This window comes from Vibrio tapetis subsp. quintayensis (assembly GCF_030409945.1).
GTDB classification, from domain to species: domain Bacteria; phylum Pseudomonadota; class Gammaproteobacteria; order Enterobacterales; family Vibrionaceae; genus Vibrio; species Vibrio quintayensis.
In genome coordinates this window covers 1-16,241 of sequence record NZ_JAUFQV010000009.1, presented here as the reverse complement: position 1 = coordinate 16,241, position 16,241 = coordinate 1, and the positions used below count along the sequence as shown (strand labels likewise).

Here is a 16,241-nt window from a genome sequence, read left to right as displayed (position 1 = left end):
ATGACCGAGAAAGAGTTATCGGCTTGGCTAATTTTGAGTAGTACTCCCAGAATAGGATCCACTGCGCTAGGACGCTTATTGGCGTTTGATAGTGCCGTTAATATTATTCATTCAGATGAAGCGCGTTTAACGTCTTTTGGAATGACGGCTAAGCAAATATCTTATATTCAAAGATCCAGTCACGGCCATGTGGAAGCGTGTTTAGAGTGGCAAATGGCGGATAGCCATCATATTGTGACCTTATTAGACGACGCATACCCCAGCCTTCTCAAACAGGTTTCATCCCCGCCACCGGTTATTTTTGTAAAAGGCGATGTTGCGTCACTTTCTCAACCTCAAATAGCCATGGTAGGCAGTAGAAATGCCAGTATTGATGGGCTTCGACATGCCACTAATTTTGCCAAAGCGCTGGCCGAAAGTGGGTTGATTGTTACTAGTGGATTAGCGCTTGGCATTGACGGCCATGCCCACAATGGTGCACTACAAAGTGGCAAGACTATTGCTGTTTTGGGTTCAGGCCTAGATTGTATTTATCCTGCTCGTCATAAAAAATTAGCCTGTCGCATTATCGAACAAGGTGCACTGGTTTCCGAATTTCACCCATCGACAAAACCTCATCCGACTCATTTTCCTCGGCGTAATAGAATAATAAGTGGCTTATCGGTTGGTGTGTTTGTGGTGGAAGCCGCCCAAAGAAGTGGATCATTAATCACTGCTCGTTATGCGGCAGAACAAGGGCGGGATGTGTTCGCCTTGCCAGGATCAATTGATGCGCCAAATAGTAACGGCGGCAACGGTTTGATTAAGTCTGGTGCTTGCTTAGTTTTGACTCCTCAAGACATTATAGAAGAGGTAGAAACTCTTGTCTCATGGTCAGTATCGCAACAAACAACTATATTTACATCAGAGACCGAGCAAGAAGCATTGCCATTTCCAAAACTAATGGCTAACGTAGGACAACAAGCAACACCCGTTGATATTCTTGCACAGCGGACCCATATACCTGTGCATGAAGTCATGATGCAACTGCTCGAGTTAGAACTCTTGGGGCACGTTGTTGCAGTACCTGGTGGCTATATTCGAAAGGGGAGGGGCTAGTTATGATGGACATATTGATGTATTTGTTCGAAACCTACATCCACAGCGATGCAGAACTGATGGTTGATCAGGACGAGCTCGAAGATGAGTTGGTTCGTGCTGGTTTCCACCAAAAAGAAATTTATAAAGCGCTTAATTGGCTTGAAGAGTTAGCGGCATTGCAAGAAAGTGATGGCCAATCTGCGATTACGACGAACTCAACGACTTCGGTACGCATTTATACCGACACAGAAATGCACCGTATTGATATGAAATGCCGTGGGTTTTTACTCTTTTTAGAGCAGGTTGGTGTGCTTACAACCGAAACTCGCGAAATGGTGATTGATCGAGTGATGGGGATTGAAACAAGCGACTTTCATCTTGATGACCTCAAGTGGATTGTGTTGTTGGTCTTGTTTAATGTTCCAGGAAATGAAAACGCTTATACGCAGATGGAAGAGCTGTTGTACACAACCGAAACCGGCATCCTTCACTAGGTCAGTAGACCTTAATAATAGGCATTTTGTAATTGTCATATGAGCAATAAAATCGATCAGCAGCTTTTTTCGAATCATGAGCATGCACTAGAGCATGAGTCTTGTCCTAAATGTAGTAACGAAGAGGGCGGTGAACTGTCGTTAAAACACGGCAAACACGGCCCGTTCTTGGGGTGTAATCGATACCCCGAGTGTGACTTCATTAAACCACTGCATCAAAACGATGGTCACATCGTTAAAGAGTTGGGGATCCCTTGCCCTGAATGCAGCCATGAAATGGTGTTGCGCCAAGGTCGATATGGCATGTTTATTGGCTGTAGTGCTTATCCTGTGTGCCATCATATTGAATCAATGGATAAACCGACTGAACCGCAAGAGAAGCAGCCGCTATTTGCTTGCCCTGATTGCGGAAAGGGACACCTAGTAGAGCGAAAATCGCGCTACGGAAAAACCTTTTACGCGTGTGATAACTTCCCTAAGTGCAAGTTTGCGTTGAATCAGCCGCCGTATAAAGGTAAATGCGAGTTATGTGGCTTTCCGCTGTTGATTGAAAAAAAATTGGCCAGCGGCGATAAAATTCAATGCGCTGATAGAAAGTGTCAGCATACTCAAAGCGATCTTTCCCTCCAATAATCCCGACTAAATTTAAGTTTGGTCGAAACCTAAGCATCGTCGGAATAGTTGAGATACTGAATGCACAAGTCGTAGAAAGCTTGTGCCTGCGGTGAGATGGTTCTTTCTGCAAGCCGAAATATACCGATTTGACGCTTAAGAGGAGGATCAATCAAAGGCAGCCAGATTAAGCGAGTTTCATTCGTTGGAAAGGCTAATTTTGGTAATGTCGTTACTCCTATTCCTAGCTCCAGCACTGAAAATAATGATGTGATGTTTTCTACTGAGTAGAGGGCCTGCTTACTTAATGCTCTCGCGGGTGTTGGATCGAGTAAGGTGCAGGTTCCATTACGTATAAAGGGTTGTTCAAGTAATGTGTGCCATTCGATGCCCTCTTGCTTGGCGGCAATGGGGTTGTCTCGTAGGCAGACTACTCCGATAGGGTCGGAAATCAGCGGTGTGAAATCGATAACGCCATTATCAACTTCGGAGCAGTTTCCCAGAGCCAAATCAACCTCCCCAGACAGTAGTCTTGTTTCTACACCGGCTGCGTTATCGTCAATTAAACTCACCTCTACATTTGGGTACTTTTCACAAAAAGCACCAAGAACGCTGGGGATCAATTTAGCGGCTACAGAAGGGACACTGGCGATACGAACTCGGCCTTGTTGACCTGCTGCCGCGGCTCGTAAGTCATTATCTAGTGCTTGATAAACATTAAGAAATTGCGTGACTTTGGGTAAACAAATCTCACCAAATGGCGTTAATTTTGACGTATTGCCAGATTCAAATAGTGGCTGACCAAGTGTTTTTTCCAGTTCCTTTAAAGAGGTTGAAAGTGCCGCTTGAGAACGATTAGCTCGATTAGCCGCAGCGCGAAACCCACCTTCTTCGACTACCATCACAAAATGACTTAATTGTTGGAGCTTGATGCTCATGGGGTTATTTCCTTGTCAGCCCTTTATTCACCTTATGTTTGATAAGGTGATAAGTTTTAATTATCAAATGAACAAAATTTACCGTTAGATTTATCATATCTCAAAGCGCATTATTTAACCATATTGAAACATAGTTGTTACAAGGTTGGATAAGACGTGAATGCCCAAACAATAAAACACCCAGTTAAAACTTCTTTATTTGCTTCTAAGGCGCCACTTGAGTGGGCGATCGTAAATAACGGTACGCTTTATACTGCGCAGATACCGATTGATGAAACCGGTGCTGTTGTCGAGGGGGGGATTGAGGCGCAAACCAGACAAACGTTCAACAACTTAGTACACACATTAGAGTGTGCGGGTGAATCGTTGGACTCGGTTCTTCAAGTTCTTATTTATGTTACCGACCGTGAATATCTTAAAACAGTGAACAGTGTTTACGCTGAGTACTTTAATGCACCTTATCCTAATCGTGCGGCGATGATCGTTGCCGGTCTTGCTCGAGAAGAAATGCTGGTGGAATTTGTTGTGTATGCCGCGTCTTCTGCATCTGAGTGATGCCGTAAACGAAAGAATAGCACTCTCCCAATTTTTACGACTGCCTGACTCAACCGCAGTCCAACAGTTACAAGGAAAGAATGATGACTCATGCAAACAATACCCCATCTGAAAATGCGCTATATATCGCTGGTGAATGGCAATCAGGTGTTAGCACTATCGAAAACATTAACCCATCGGACATTAGTGAAAATTTAGGTCACTTTGCTCAAGCCAGTGAAGAGCAAGTCCATCAAGCTATTTCGGCGGCGAAAATGGCACAGCCTGAATGGGAAAAAACGCCCATTGAGCGTAAGCAAGCAGTATTGCAAGCCATTGGCGATGAACTGATCGCCCGTTGTGATGAGTTAGGCACTTTGTTATCTCGTGAAGAGGGCAAACCATTTGCAGAAGGGCGCGGTGAGATATATCGAGCTGGGCAGTTTTTCCAATATTTTGCAGCTGAAGTGCTTCGCCAAATTGGTGACAGTGCGGATTCCGTAAGGCCAGGGGTTTCTGTTGAAGTGACTCGAGAGGCGGTTGGAGTGATTGCTATTATTTCACCATGGAACTTTCCGACAGCAACAGCAGCTTGGAAAATTGCACCAGCGCTAGCGTTTGGGAATAGCGTGATTTGGAAACCAGCCAATTTAACCCCTGCAAGTGCGGTTGCGCTAACGGAAATTATTCACAGACAAGGGCTTCCTGCTGGCACATTTAACTTGGTGCTGGGCGGCGGTTCTAAAGTGGGCAATACCTTAATCAACTCGAAAGAGATCAATGGGGTGAGCTTTACGGGTTCAGTCGAAACCGGACGTAAAGTGGCGACCGCGACCGCGCCTAATTTTGTCCGTTGTCAGTTAGAGATGGGCAGTAAAAATGCGTTAGTGATTGCCGATGATGCAGATATTCAAACGGCGGTTGATGCGACGATAGCAGGATCATTTTCAGGAGCAGGTCAGAAATGTACCGCTTCATCTCGTTTAGTGGTGATGGACGGTATTCATGACGCCTACGTAGAAGCGCTGATCAAACGCATGAGCGAATTAAAAGTCGGTCACGCTTTAGAAGACGGTGTGTTCATGGGGCCTGTTGTTGACAATAACCAATTGGAATCAAACTTCAATTGGATCGAAAAAGCACGCCAGAGTGGCGCTGAACTTGCCTTTGGTGGAGAGCGCTTGAGCCTTGAACATGAAGGTTATTACATGTCACCAACGCTATTTCTAAATACTCAAAACAGCTGGGAAGTTAACCAAGAAGAGGTGTTTGCGCCGATGGCGAGTGTTATCCGAGTGGCGAACTTGGAAGAGGCCATAGCGACCACCAATGATACGCGCTTTGGTTTAACGGGCGGCATCATTACACAAAGTCTTCGTACTAGTGCCATGTTTAAACAGCAAGCTCAGACTGGCTGCGTGATGGTTAACTTACCGACCGCTGGAACGGATTATCATGTGCCATTCGGTGGCCGCAAAGAATCCAGCTTTGGACCAAGAGAGCAAGGCCAATACGCGAAAGAATTTTATACCGTTGTGAAAACGGCTTACCAACGTCCTTACTAAGGTCGATTGGCCTGATGGATGAACCATTAGGCCTTTCCAAATAACCAAAGTTATCAAAGGAGTGGCTATGTATCAGCAACGGATTGTGATTGATGGATTGCAGTACTGCAATTGGAATCGAGAGTACTTTCAAACCCTAAAAGCGAGTGGGATTACTGCGGTGCACGCAACGGTGGTGTACCACGAGAATACGCGTGAAACCCTAACTCGTTTTGCTGAGTGGAATTTACGATTTGAGCAGAACTCGGATCTCATCATGCCGATTCACTCAATGGCGGATGTAGAGCTTGCAAAACAAACAGGAAGAGTGGGCATTTTTCTTGGTGCTCAAAACTGTTCACCAATTGAAGATGAAATTGGCTTGATAGAGGTTATGCGCAGGCAAGGTTTGCTCATTATGCAGCTCACTTATAACAACCAAAGCCTTCTAGCTACGGGGTGCTATGAACAAAACGATAGTGGTATTACTCGTTTTGGGAAGCAAGCGATAGCCGAAATGAATCGGGTGGGGATGATCATCGATATGTCCCACAGCGCGGAACGTTCAACATTAGAAGCGATCGACCTTTCTTCAAGACCCATATGCATTAGCCATGCTAACCCAACCTTTGCTCATGACGCCTTACGTAATAAATCAAATGAGGTGATCAAAGCACTGACCGCTCGTGGTGGATTGATTGGGTTCAGCTTGTACCCATTTCACTTACCTAATGGTAGCCAATGTACGTTGGAAGACTTTTGCCAAATGGTCGCAACAACAGCAGAAATGGTCGGTGTTGATCACTTAGGTATTGGCAGCGATTTGTGCTTGAACCAACCGCAAGAAATCTTGGAATGGATGAGAAACGGTCGATGGTCAAAAGCCATGGATTATGGTGAAGGTTCCGCAAACAACTCTGGTTGGCCTGATGCATTGCCATGGTTTTGTGGAAGTTCAGGTATGGAAAATATTTATAACGGTTTAATGCGTCACGGATTTAACGAATCTGAGGCGGGCAAAATTCTGGGTGAGAACTGGTTCAATTTCCTACAACAAGGATTAGAGCCTATTTCGTAAAGCTGTAGCCCGAACAAGGAACAGCCTACCCAGCACAACAATAATAGGGTAGGTGTTAAATACACTGCTTGCTGTTGCCACTTAGGTGATAGTACAAAACTCTGGAGTCAGAGCATGTCTGATTTAACCAATAGCGTGAAAGCTTCTAACTTGGGGACTGCATCGAATAGTGCGCAGTCATCAAATAACCAAGCTGCAAGTGAGAAGAGCCTATCCACCTCTAATAGCAATTCCGACAAACTTGGATTGAGTAACCCTGCCTTTTGGTATAGCGGCGGTTTTATTGCTCTGTTCGTCATGATTGCTTTGTATGACGCTAAGTTACTCTCGAGTCTTGTTAACTCGGGATTTGCTTGGTCGGTCAAAGTGTTTGGCCCTTACTGGCAAGTCCTGTTGTTGCTGACGTTTCTGATTGGCATCGGTCTTGCTGCAGGGCGCACAGGTAAAGTGATACTGGGTGGTATTGATAAGCCCGAAATGGATGCATTTCGTTGGATGGCGATCATTTTCTGTACGTTATTAGCTGGTGGTGGTGTCTTTTGGGCTGCCGCTGAGCCTATCGCCCATTTTGTCAGTCCTCCACCCTTATATGGTGCTCAAGATAATGTTCAGCAAGGCGCGGTGAATGCACTTTCTCAATCATTCATGCATTGGGGGTTTTTAGCGTGGGCGATTGTTGGCAGCTTAACGTCTATTGTTGTGATGCATCTTCATTATGATAAAGGACTGCCGCTTAAACCTCGTATTTTATTGTATCCAGTGTTGGGCGAGCGAGCATTAAAAGGGCATGTAGGTGCGCTGATTGACGCTTGTTGTATTGTTGCCGTTGCTGCGGGAACCATTGGGCCAATTGGCTTCTTGGGCTTACAAGTCAGTTATGCACTGAATGCGTTGTTTGATATTCCTGATGGCTTTACCACTCAACTGATCATCATTCTATTTGCCATTGTGCTGTATACCCTATCTGCGTTAAGCGGGCTTAATCGAGGCATGCAGATGCTAAGCCGTTATAACGTTATTCTGGCGATGGCTCTGATGGTGTACATCCTTATTTTTGGCCCTACGAATTTCATTTTTAACGGCTATATTCAAGGTGTAGGTAGCATGTTGGATAACTTCATCCCGATGGCAACATATCGTGGTGATGAAGGTTGGTTGAGCTGGTGGACGGTGTTCTTCTGGGGCTGGTTCCTAGGTTATGGGCCTATGATGGCGATCTTTATTGCTCGTATCTCTCGGGGCCGCAGTATTCGTCAATTGGTGACGACAATCAGTGTGGTTGCGCCATTAGTGACTTGTTTTTGGTTCACGATTGTTGGCGGGTCTGGCCTCGCATTTGAAATCGCCGACCCTGGTAGTGTGAGTAAAGCTTTTGAAGGCTTCAATCTTCCTGGTGCTCTGCTTGCTGTTACACAACAGTTGCCGTTCCCAATGCTGATATCCATCTTATTTTTGGTTCTTACTACGATCTTCATTGTGACAACCGGTGACTCAATGACCTACACCATCAGTGTGGTGATCAGTGGAGAAACAGAACCTAACGCTGTCATAAGAACATTTTGGGGAGTAATGATGGGGGTAACAGCTTTAATCCTGATATCTCTTGGTTCGGGTGGTATTTCTGCACTGCAATCCTTCATTGTGATTACAGCCGTACCTGTGTCGTTGATCTTGTTGCCTTCGCTTTGGAATGCGCCACAAATAGCGATCAAAATGGCAAAAGAACAAGGGCTATAAGCTAATAGACACATCGATAAGGGTGAGCGTACTCACCCTTAATTGAACATTACTACTCTTATAATTAAAAATGGTGGTGAGCAAGATGGATGCACATCGTTCTACTTACACTGAAACGTCTTTGCGAAATGCTGATGTTGTCATGTCGCCAGAAAGGCTAGGTGCAATGCACCAATCTCGAATTAGCTTCGTGAGAACCATGATTCGAAAAATGGGACAACAACAATGGAAAGTCTCTAAGCATCAATGGCAGCTTAGCCCTGATGGGTTTGGCCATGTCATCTACAAACTGGCAACGCCAAACCATACTTATCACTTGGTCGTGTTTTGCGATGAAATTGCTGATGATGAGCGTAATGATCGCGTCATTGCGGAAAAATGGGATGTAACCTTTGCATTGGTTGACGGAGATGTTGATGTCAGCCTATTGGAAAAACTTCGAGCGAACGTCCCTTTGCAAGAAGCAGGTAGAAACCCGAACAATGTGCTGGTGCTGGCACGAGCCAATAAAAGTGTGCGTGTCTTTGACCACATTGTTAGTCGGTTAGCCGACGGCGAGCAACCGAGTTCGAAAGAATTAGCCGATGTGGGTTATATCCTACGCACTACTGCAGTATATGGTAACGGTAAATTTGGCATTGCCGATTTTAAACTATTGGAACGCAATCCGGATTTTGAACAATCTTTCAGTGCCCAAATGTGTGCCGTGTATTTGCTAAGAGAATTCAGCCTCGACTGGGTTAATTATTTAGCAAAACAAAAAGGTGGCGCACAATCGGTGAGTCTTCATCGTCAATTGCAGCGCTATTTGGGGGTCGGTAATGCGACGGGGTTGGGGATGGCTCCTTACTTAATTAATCACCCATGTATCGTTGATCAATGGCTTACTACGCGAGAAAAAGCGTTGTCATCGGTATTAACTTGCACGCCAGAGCTGAGCATACAACAATCGCTGCAAAAATTACTGCTTAAAGCGGTCAGTCACCTTCAACAAGTAGTGACGATTAATGAGCAACAAAAGAAACTCAATCAAACGGCAGTGGCCGATTTAAATCAGTGGTTAAAGCAAGAGTTGCCCACCTTGTTAGAGTCGCGTCAAACATGGGCACAAGTCGTTGAACAATCTCAGGGCATGAGTTTAGAAGCTCAAGAAGTGTTATTGGTTTGTTTGTTAGAGTTGTACCCAGATCGTGTCGATGCATTTCAAGAAAAAATGAATTGCGATGAAACACTGTCCATTCCCAGTGGCAAAAAAGTCCAAGATCTACTTGTGACCTTGGAGCAAAACTACCGTTGGGCGATTGATACGGATTTCACTCAGGCCGAGAATAATTATTGGTTTTGGTATCGCTCACAAGATAAAGAAGAGCCACGGCTAGGGGTTCGAGGTGAAGAGCCAGGCGAAGACAGAGAGTTGCCTTTGGATATTGGTCGGCAGATCTATCATTTACATCAAGCCCTGCAGTCGTTTTCTCCTGACGTGTCTTTGGCTGAGTTTTTTGTTTTACAGCCACAATATCGAGCGATATCCCGTCGAGCCTGGACTCTAGGAAATAAGGCGATGGGTGACATACAGATGAATGTCTTGCATCGGTCTTCATTACCAATGCACTTGCTGCGATGTAAGTTGGCCATATTTGGTGCAACTAAATTTGATCCTCGATCTGATCGCTGGGTACAAGTAACGTTTTTCCAAGGTGCTCCGCTATTGGATGAAATTGAAGATGAATGTCAGCAAGATAATTGGATATTCCCGCTTTTACCTACCGAGAGCGAGTTAATAAATACGCGCAGCACTACAGAAGGAGAGAAGTCATGATTGTTTCTCATAATGAATTAGTGGCTTCGGTGAATAAGGCTTTTCTTGGTATGCGCCGTTGTTGTGGAGAAGCAGATGTTATCGCCACCATGGTAGCAGACCTACAAATGGTCGGCTTGCATGGGGTTCGCCACTTTAATAATGCGAGCCGTTTTATAGGGCTAGAAGAAGATTACCCCGTCGACATTAAACTCGCGACGAGTAAAGGCGTCACGGTTCAGGTTGATTTGCATAAAAGTAGCCTAGCGTGTCATTTGCCGGTGATCATGGATTATGCCGTTGAAAAAATGGTAGGCCATAAGACGCTCAAGGTTGAACTGACAAACTGCCATAATAGGTGGTTAGCTTATAGTGAGTTAGTCAAACTCGCGGCTAAGGGGATTGCGTGTACAGCGAAGTGGAGTAATGGCACTAGCCCTAACCGTATTTTGTATATCTTGAATCGTGGCTGTGTTTCCCCTGAGCTTTTTTACTCTGAGTTAAATGATGTAGCAGAAGAATCACTTCATGACATGACGATAGAGCTTTCAGTCCATGACTTTGATATAGCGTTACTTTCACAACAGTACCCCGTTCATATCACTTCGGAAGAACTATCCCAATCACAAGAAAATGCCTGGCAAAAGGGCATTGAAGTAGAAGACGCAGAATGGGCCGCATTAAAAGAAACGGCCACCGCTATTTTGGTTGAAAACAGTGAACAATCAAAAATGGGGGCTGGTGAGTTAGTATAACTTTCCATCTTTTGTAAAATACGAAAAGGCCGCAGATACGTTTATCTGCGGCCTTTTATTGTTTGGTGTTCTGTAGGCTAGATATTCTTCAGAGCAGGAAACGCATGTTCATCTAGAGTATTTGCCAATACACGAAGTGCTTCAGTGAGTGCTTCATTGCTGTTCGCACAAACATTAATATGACCCATTTTACGACCAGAGCGTTTTTCTTTGCCATACCAATGAACATGACAACCATCCATCGCAAGTGCAGACTCTGGTAATGTATCTTCACCAAGAATGTTGATCATTGTGGTCGGGCGGATGAGTTCGGTGCTGCCTAATGGCATATTGCATACCGCACGCAAGTGGTTTTCAAATTGGCAAGTTTCAGCGCCTTGCTGAGTCCAGTGACCTGAATTGTGTACACGAGGTGCAATTTCGTTAACCAGAAGCTGACCTTGCACATCAAAGTATTCAAGGGCTAGCACACCAACGTAGTCTAGGCTTTCTGCTACAGCGGTGAACATTTGCTTTGCTTGTTGTTGAAGTGCAGGCTCTACAATGGCAGTGGATAAGCTTAATACACCATCGGTGTGCACGTTTTCAGCCAATGGGTAAACAGCGATGTCACCCTGAGCATTACGAGCACCCACTAATGATACTTCGCGGTCAAAAGCGACAAATTCTTCGGCAACAATTGCCTGAGTTGGTGTCGCGTCAATGCAGGCTTGCATTTCAGACCAAATATCATCGGCTTTGTCAGTGTCTTTTAAGCGCCATTGACCTTTACCGTCGTATCCACCTAAGGCGCTTTTTAGCACCATAGGTACGCCAACATAGGCTATTGCGGCATCGAAATCTTCACGAGTTTCAATAACGGCGTATTTAGCATTTTTTACGTTGGCATTATCAAGTAAGGCTTTTTCAATGCGTCGATCACCGCCAGCTTTAATTGCATCGGTAGTAGGAAAGAATTTTCCGCTCTTTTCACAGACATCGAGTACATCGTGAGGAATATGCTCGAACTCTGCTGTGATTACGTCCGCTTTCTCAATGGCGTTTTCAAGGCCGTGGCCAAGTAACTGCGCCGTGAGAGGGTGCACAATATTTTCACTGCCAACATCAAAGGCTGAAATCTCAATATTGAGTGGAGCACCGGCTAAAGACATCATGCGAGCAAGTTGGCCCGCACCTAACACCAATACGTGCATGGCGATTAATCCTCTGCAGGGTTTGGGTTAGCTAATACCGTTTCCGTTTGTGTTGCACGGAAAGCTTCAACCTTTGACATCACTTCTTCATCATGAGTACCTAGGATTTGCGCGGCTAAAATGCCTGCGTTTGCCGCGCCAGCTTCGCCAATAGCGAGAGTACCAACAGCAATACCTTTTGGCATTTGAACAATCGAAAGCAGAGAATCCATGCCTTTAAGCGCACGAGACTGAACAGGAACACCTAATACGGGAAGGCTAGTAAAAGCAGCCGCCATACCTGGAAGGTGCGCTGCGCCGCCAGCGCCAGCAATGATCACTTTAATTCCGCGATCTTTAGCGCCACTTGCGTAATCGGCTAATAACTGAGGAGTACGGTGTGCAGACACCACTTTGGTTTCGTAAGCAACGCCAAATTGGTCTAGCATTTCTGCTGCTAGTTTCATTGTTGGCCAATCAGACTTAGAACCCATGATAATACCGACTTTCATCTCAAACTCCTTCAAGTGCGTAAATTAGGTGAGCGGATATTTTGCGCGCATTATACGGGTAAAAACGCTTAAGGAAAACGTTTGCGTCGCTAGTGGATGAATATTGATACATTTTATAAACAAATAGCTTTGGGCAACGAGAATGATAGTTTGTACACTTAGTTCATAAAGTGTATTCATTAGGAACTCGGTCATGGACAATTTTAAACATACAATCTCAACCCTACAGGCAGGGGAAGTTATTGCGTACCCGACAGAAGGGGTGTTTGGGGTGGGCTGTGATCCTGATAATATTCACGCAATAAATAAGCTTTTGGCGCTAAAGCAGCGCCCTGTTGAAAAAGGGCTTATCCTTATTGCGGCTGATTATGCCCAGCTATTACCTTATATAGATGAAGAACAGTTGAACGAACAACAGTTATCTAGAGTGAAAACCAGTTGGCCTGGCCCAGTAACCTGGATTATGCCTGCGAGTAAAAAAGCCTCTAGCCACGTGACGGGGCAATTTGATTCGATAGCCGTACGTGTGACCGATCATCCGTTAGTACAAAAGTTGTGTCGGGAGTTTGGAAAGCCAATTACCTCTACCAGTGCTAATCTAACGGGGCAGCCTCCATGTATGACTACCGAAGAAGTCCATCAGCAACTGGGCGACAGACTCGACGCTATATTGGAGGGGAAAACCGGTGGGCGAGATAAGCCAAGTGAAATTCGTGACGCCAAAACTCTGCAATTGATCCGACAGGGCTAATCTCAGCAAGGAAAAATATGTCTCAGATAGATAAGCAAGCCGTTAAAGAATTTCTATTGTCACTGCAAGACAGTATTTGTCAGCAACTAGAACAAGCTGACGGTCACGCTAAATTCGTTGAAGATGCGTGGCAACGAGAACCAGGTGAAAAATTGGGTGGCGGAGGCCGAACTCGAGTGATGAAAGCGGGTCATGTTTTTGAGCAAGGCGGTGTGAATTTTTCTCACGTACAGGGCCAAGCAATGCCCGCGTCTGCGACAGCGCATAGACCAGAGTTAGCGGGGCGCAAGTTTGAAGCGATGGGGGTTTCGTTAGTGATGCACCCAAACAATCCATTTGTTCCCACTTCTCATGCTAACGTCCGCTTCTTTATTGCAGAAAAAGAGGGAGAAGCACCAATCTGGTGGTTTGGCGGTGGTTTTGATTTGACTCCATTCTATCCATTTGACGAAGATTGCCAGCATTGGCATGACACAGCAAAGCAGCTGTGTGAGCCATTTGGTGAATCCGTTTATGGCGATCATAAAGCGTGGTGCGATAAATACTTCTTCTTGCCACATCGAAACGAAACTCGCGGTGTCGGAGGCTTGTTCTTTGATGATCTGAATGAGTGGGGTTTTGAGCGTAGCTTTGAATACATGAAAGCGGTAGGACTTGGTTATACACAAGCGTATTTGCCTATTGTAGAAAAACGCCATTCTACAGAGTTTAGCCAGCAACAACGTGACTTCCAACTCTATAGACGTGGGCGTTATGTTGAGTTCAACTTGGTCTATGATCGAGGGACGCTATTTGGGTTGCAAAGTGGTGGCCGTACCGAATCCATCTTGATGTCTATGCCACCTCTGGCTCGATGGGAATACCAATATGAGCCGGAAGAAAATAGTGAAGAAGCGAAACTTCAACAATACCTAAAGCCGATCGACTGGTAAGGGTTTTTTCATTGCTTATATAGTGATAGGGTCATTAACAGTGACCCTTTTTACATAGAGGCAAGGACATGGCCCACCCAAATGATCAATACGCCGTTTTTGGCAATCCTATTTCCCAAAGTAAATCCCCATTTATACATACCTTGTTTGCCCGTCAAACTAATCAAAACATAGAGTACACCGCTCAAAGTGCACCTCCTGAAGAATTTGCAGCCGCTGCAAAATCATTTTTTGACCAAGGTGGTAAAGGGTGCAACATTACTGCCCCTTTCAAAGAGCAGGCCTATCAGTTCGCAGATCGCTTAACAGAGCGAGCAAAGTTAGCAGGCGCTGTGAATACCTTAAAAAAACTTGATGATGGTGAAATTATAGGTGATACCACCGATGGCGCTGGGCTAGTTCAAGATTTGCTTTCGATGAAAGTGCCATTAGAAGGTGCTCGGATCTTACTTATTGGTGCTGGTGGGGCAGCGAGAGGGGTTATTCAATCCATCTTAGAGCAAAAACCGAAGCAGCTAGAAATTACCAATCGTACTTATGCTAAAGCAGAACTCTTGGCCGATATGTTCCAAGCATACGGGGCTGTTTCATCTATCGAGATGTCTCAAGTAAAACAACCTTACGATTTGGTTATTAACGCTTCTTCAGCTGGCTTGCAGGGCGATTTACCAAACATAGAGCCTGTCATTTTTGGAGCCAGTACCATTTGCTATGACATGGTGTATGGCAAAGGAACCACTCGTTTTAATCAGTGGGCATTAGATAATGGTGCATTAATCGGATACGACGGACTTGGTATGCTGGTAGGGCAAGCGGCGGAAAGCTTTATGCTATGGCGGGGCCTTAGACCCGGCGGTAAGCAAATACTAAGAGAATTACGCAGAAATTTAGAAGGGCAGTAATGAACCAATCAATTTTGTTTCCAGATATACAAAGTTGGAAATCAGACAGTCAACAAATTAGTTTTCCTGCACAGCAAGCAGGAGCCTTGATTGAGTGTATTGTTCATCAATCGGTTCTTGTCCGTATGTCTGATGGTGAAATAGCTGATGAAGAACAAGCATTAGCTGCTTTCAGCCAACTTCGTTTTGATTTAGAAGATTTGGCTGAAGAGCTAATAGAAGAAGAGAGCTTTAATGAGCTCGGTCAAATAGAGATTATCTAGCTTTCACTTCGTGTACACATACAAGGTAGTCGTTTTTGTTCTGTACATAGTTTTTAGCGGACTGTTTTAAAAAAGCGCGTTCTTTGTCTGTTAAAGGGCGCGCTTGCTTTACAGGGCTACCAACATAGAGAAAACCACTTTCTAGCCGCTTATTGGGTGGTACTAAGCTACCCGCACCAATCATGACGTCTTCTTCTATATAGACACCATCTAAAACAATGGCACCCATTCCCACTAACACTCTGTCTTTTATCGTGCAGCCATGCAACATAACCTTATGGCCAACAGTAACGTCATTCCCTATTAATAGAGGATAGCCGTCAGGGTTATCGTCATTTTTATGGGTAACATGCAATACACTGCCGTCTTGTACGTTACTGCGTTTACCAATATGGATATGGTTTACATCACCACGGGCTGCAACATGTGGCCAAATGCTGGAATCATCGCCAATTCGGATGTCTCCAACGACGACGGCGCTGTTATCTATATAGACACGCTTGCCTAATTTTGGCTGAATGCCTTTATAGCTGCGTATTGAAGTCATGATTATCTCCTTAATCTAGACTCATAATGGCGTGATACTGATGATTTTAGTAGCAGAAATAGCGGTATTTGTTTGAAAAACGCCCAAACGATAAAAAAATGCAAAATATCGTAAAAAAGGGCTTGCCAATGTGACGCTGATCTCTATAATGCGACCTCACTGACACGGAGCACACATCGAAAGATATGAGCAACCAATCAGTAAGGTCTACTAGCTAAGCCAAGTGCTTAAAAAGTTTTGAAAAAAGTGGTTGACACTAAAACTTAAATCGCTAGAATGGCCGTCCGATTCAAGCATAGCTTAAATCGAAACGCTCTTTAATAATTTAAACCTATCAATCTGTGTGGGCACTCGTTGATGATAATCAAAATGTTTTTACCTCGGTAAAAACTGTTTCTTCGGAAACAACTTTGGTTTCAATGAACTGAGTGACCAATACGAAATTAAGTTTACTTAATTTTGGCACAGTCAATTCATTACCATTCTGTTGGAATGGTAATAGCTTTAGAATTACATGTTTACTTCGGTAAATATTAGTTTTGAAGTCAGTATTCATTGAGCCGACAAAATCTTAAATTGAAGAGTTTGATCA

General features: G+C 44.7%; 16 protein-coding genes and 1 pseudogene. 13 read left to right on the top strand and 4 right to left on the bottom strand.

The window, feature by feature from the left end:
- From dprA to QWZ04_RS03080, 3 genes are read left to right on the top strand one after another with little or no spacing between them, the layout of a single operon-like run.
- A complete protein-coding gene (gene dprA, locus QWZ04_RS03090) occupies nucleotides 1–1,098 on the top strand; it encodes a DNA-processing protein DprA (RefSeq protein ID WP_290324820.1) in 1,098 nt (365 codons plus the stop codon).
- 2 nt (nucleotides 1,099–1,100) lie between these two features.
- Entirely contained in the window at nucleotides 1,101–1,574 is a 474-nt protein-coding gene (locus tag QWZ04_RS03085) for a DUF494 family protein (RefSeq protein ID WP_290324818.1), read from the top strand.
- A gap of 39 nt (nucleotides 1,575–1,613) precedes the next feature.
- A complete protein-coding gene (locus QWZ04_RS03080; protein WP_102523626.1) occupies nucleotides 1,614–2,207 on the top strand; it encodes a DNA topoisomerase family protein in 594 nt (197 codons plus the stop codon).
- 29 nt (nucleotides 2,208–2,236) lie between these two features.
- Here the strand turns inward: QWZ04_RS03080 and QWZ04_RS03075 are convergent, their stop codons facing one another.
- Nucleotides 2,237–3,124: a LysR family transcriptional regulator gene (locus QWZ04_RS03075; protein ID WP_290324814.1), complete on the bottom strand. Its 888-nt coding sequence runs from the start codon at nucleotides 3,122–3,124 to the stop codon at nucleotides 2,237–2,239.
- 156 nt (nucleotides 3,125–3,280) lie between these two features.
- Here QWZ04_RS03075 and QWZ04_RS03070 point away from each other — a divergent pair, with 156 nt between their 5' ends.
- The 6 genes and pseudogenes from QWZ04_RS03070 (at nucleotide 3,281) to QWZ04_RS03045 (ending at nucleotide 10,570) form a co-directional block, all read left to right on the top strand.
- Nucleotides 3,281–3,679 carry a RidA family protein gene (locus tag QWZ04_RS03070; protein ID WP_102523628.1) on the top strand — a complete coding sequence of 133 codons (399 nt, stop codon included), beginning with the start codon at nucleotides 3,281–3,283 and terminating at the stop codon, nucleotides 3,677–3,679.
- Nucleotides 3,680–3,762: 83 nt separating this feature from the next.
- A complete protein-coding gene (locus QWZ04_RS03065; protein WP_290324944.1) occupies nucleotides 3,763–5,223 on the top strand; it encodes an aldehyde dehydrogenase family protein in 1,461 nt (486 codons plus the stop codon).
- Between the two features lie 67 nt (nucleotides 5,224–5,290).
- On the top strand, nucleotides 5,291–6,280 hold the full coding sequence (locus QWZ04_RS03060) for a membrane dipeptidase (protein ID WP_290324810.1): 990 nt from the start codon (nucleotides 5,291–5,293) through the stop codon (nucleotides 6,278–6,280).
- Nucleotides 6,281–6,511: 231 nt separating this feature from the next.
- A pseudogene (locus QWZ04_RS03055) lies at nucleotides 6,512–8,017 on the top strand (BCCT family transporter); the annotation flags it as partial.
- An 85-nt stretch (nucleotides 8,018–8,102) separates the two neighbouring features.
- A complete protein-coding gene (locus QWZ04_RS03050) occupies nucleotides 8,103–9,836 on the top strand; it encodes a hypothetical protein (RefSeq protein WP_290324807.1) in 1,734 nt (577 codons plus the stop codon).
- On the top strand, nucleotides 9,833–10,570 hold the full coding sequence (locus QWZ04_RS03045; protein WP_102523633.1) for a DUF3726 domain-containing protein: 738 nt from the start codon (nucleotides 9,833–9,835) through the stop codon (nucleotides 10,568–10,570). Before QWZ04_RS03050 ends, QWZ04_RS03045 begins: the two co-directional genes overlap by 4 nt.
- Nucleotides 10,571–10,647: 77 nt before the next feature.
- Here the strand turns inward: QWZ04_RS03045 and QWZ04_RS03040 are convergent, their stop codons facing one another.
- Both QWZ04_RS03040 and purE read right to left on the bottom strand, forming a co-directional pair.
- Entirely contained in the window at nucleotides 10,648–11,763 is a 1,116-nt protein-coding gene (locus QWZ04_RS03040; protein WP_290324804.1) for a 5-(carboxyamino)imidazole ribonucleotide synthase, read from the bottom strand.
- 5 nt (nucleotides 11,764–11,768) lie between these two features.
- Nucleotides 11,769–12,254 (bottom strand): 5-(carboxyamino)imidazole ribonucleotide mutase, encoded by a 486-nt coding sequence (gene purE, locus QWZ04_RS03035; RefSeq protein WP_102523635.1) that lies wholly within the window; start codon nucleotides 12,252–12,254, stop codon nucleotides 11,769–11,771.
- Between the two features lie 193 nt (nucleotides 12,255–12,447).
- Here purE and tsaC point away from each other — a divergent pair, with 193 nt between their 5' ends.
- From tsaC to QWZ04_RS03015, 4 genes are all read left to right on the top strand, one after another.
- Complete coding sequence (tsaC, locus tag QWZ04_RS03030) at nucleotides 12,448–13,005, top strand: L-threonylcarbamoyladenylate synthase type 1 TsaC (RefSeq protein ID WP_290324802.1); 558 nt, start codon at nucleotides 12,448–12,450, stop codon at nucleotides 13,003–13,005.
- A 17-nt stretch (nucleotides 13,006–13,022) separates the two neighbouring features.
- Entirely contained in the window at nucleotides 13,023–13,937 is a 915-nt protein-coding gene (gene hemF, locus QWZ04_RS03025) for an oxygen-dependent coproporphyrinogen oxidase (protein WP_290324800.1), read from the top strand.
- Between the two features lie 68 nt (nucleotides 13,938–14,005).
- On the top strand, nucleotides 14,006–14,839 hold the full coding sequence (aroE, locus tag QWZ04_RS03020; RefSeq protein WP_290324797.1) for a shikimate dehydrogenase: 834 nt from the start codon (nucleotides 14,006–14,008) through the stop codon (nucleotides 14,837–14,839).
- Nucleotides 14,839–15,102, top strand: a complete 264-nt coding sequence (locus tag QWZ04_RS03015; protein ID WP_290324795.1) for a DUF1488 family protein — start codon at nucleotides 14,839–14,841, stop codon at nucleotides 15,100–15,102. Before aroE ends, QWZ04_RS03015 begins: the two co-directional genes overlap by 1 nt.
- On the opposite strand, the gene QWZ04_RS03010 is transcribed toward QWZ04_RS03015, so the two are convergent.
- Nucleotides 15,095–15,649 carry a gamma carbonic anhydrase family protein gene (locus tag QWZ04_RS03010; RefSeq protein ID WP_290324793.1) on the bottom strand — a complete coding sequence of 185 codons (555 nt, stop codon included), beginning with the start codon at nucleotides 15,647–15,649 and terminating at the stop codon, nucleotides 15,095–15,097. The genes QWZ04_RS03015 and QWZ04_RS03010 overlap by 8 nt on opposite strands.
- Between the last annotated feature and the right edge of the window lie 592 nt (nucleotides 15,650–16,241).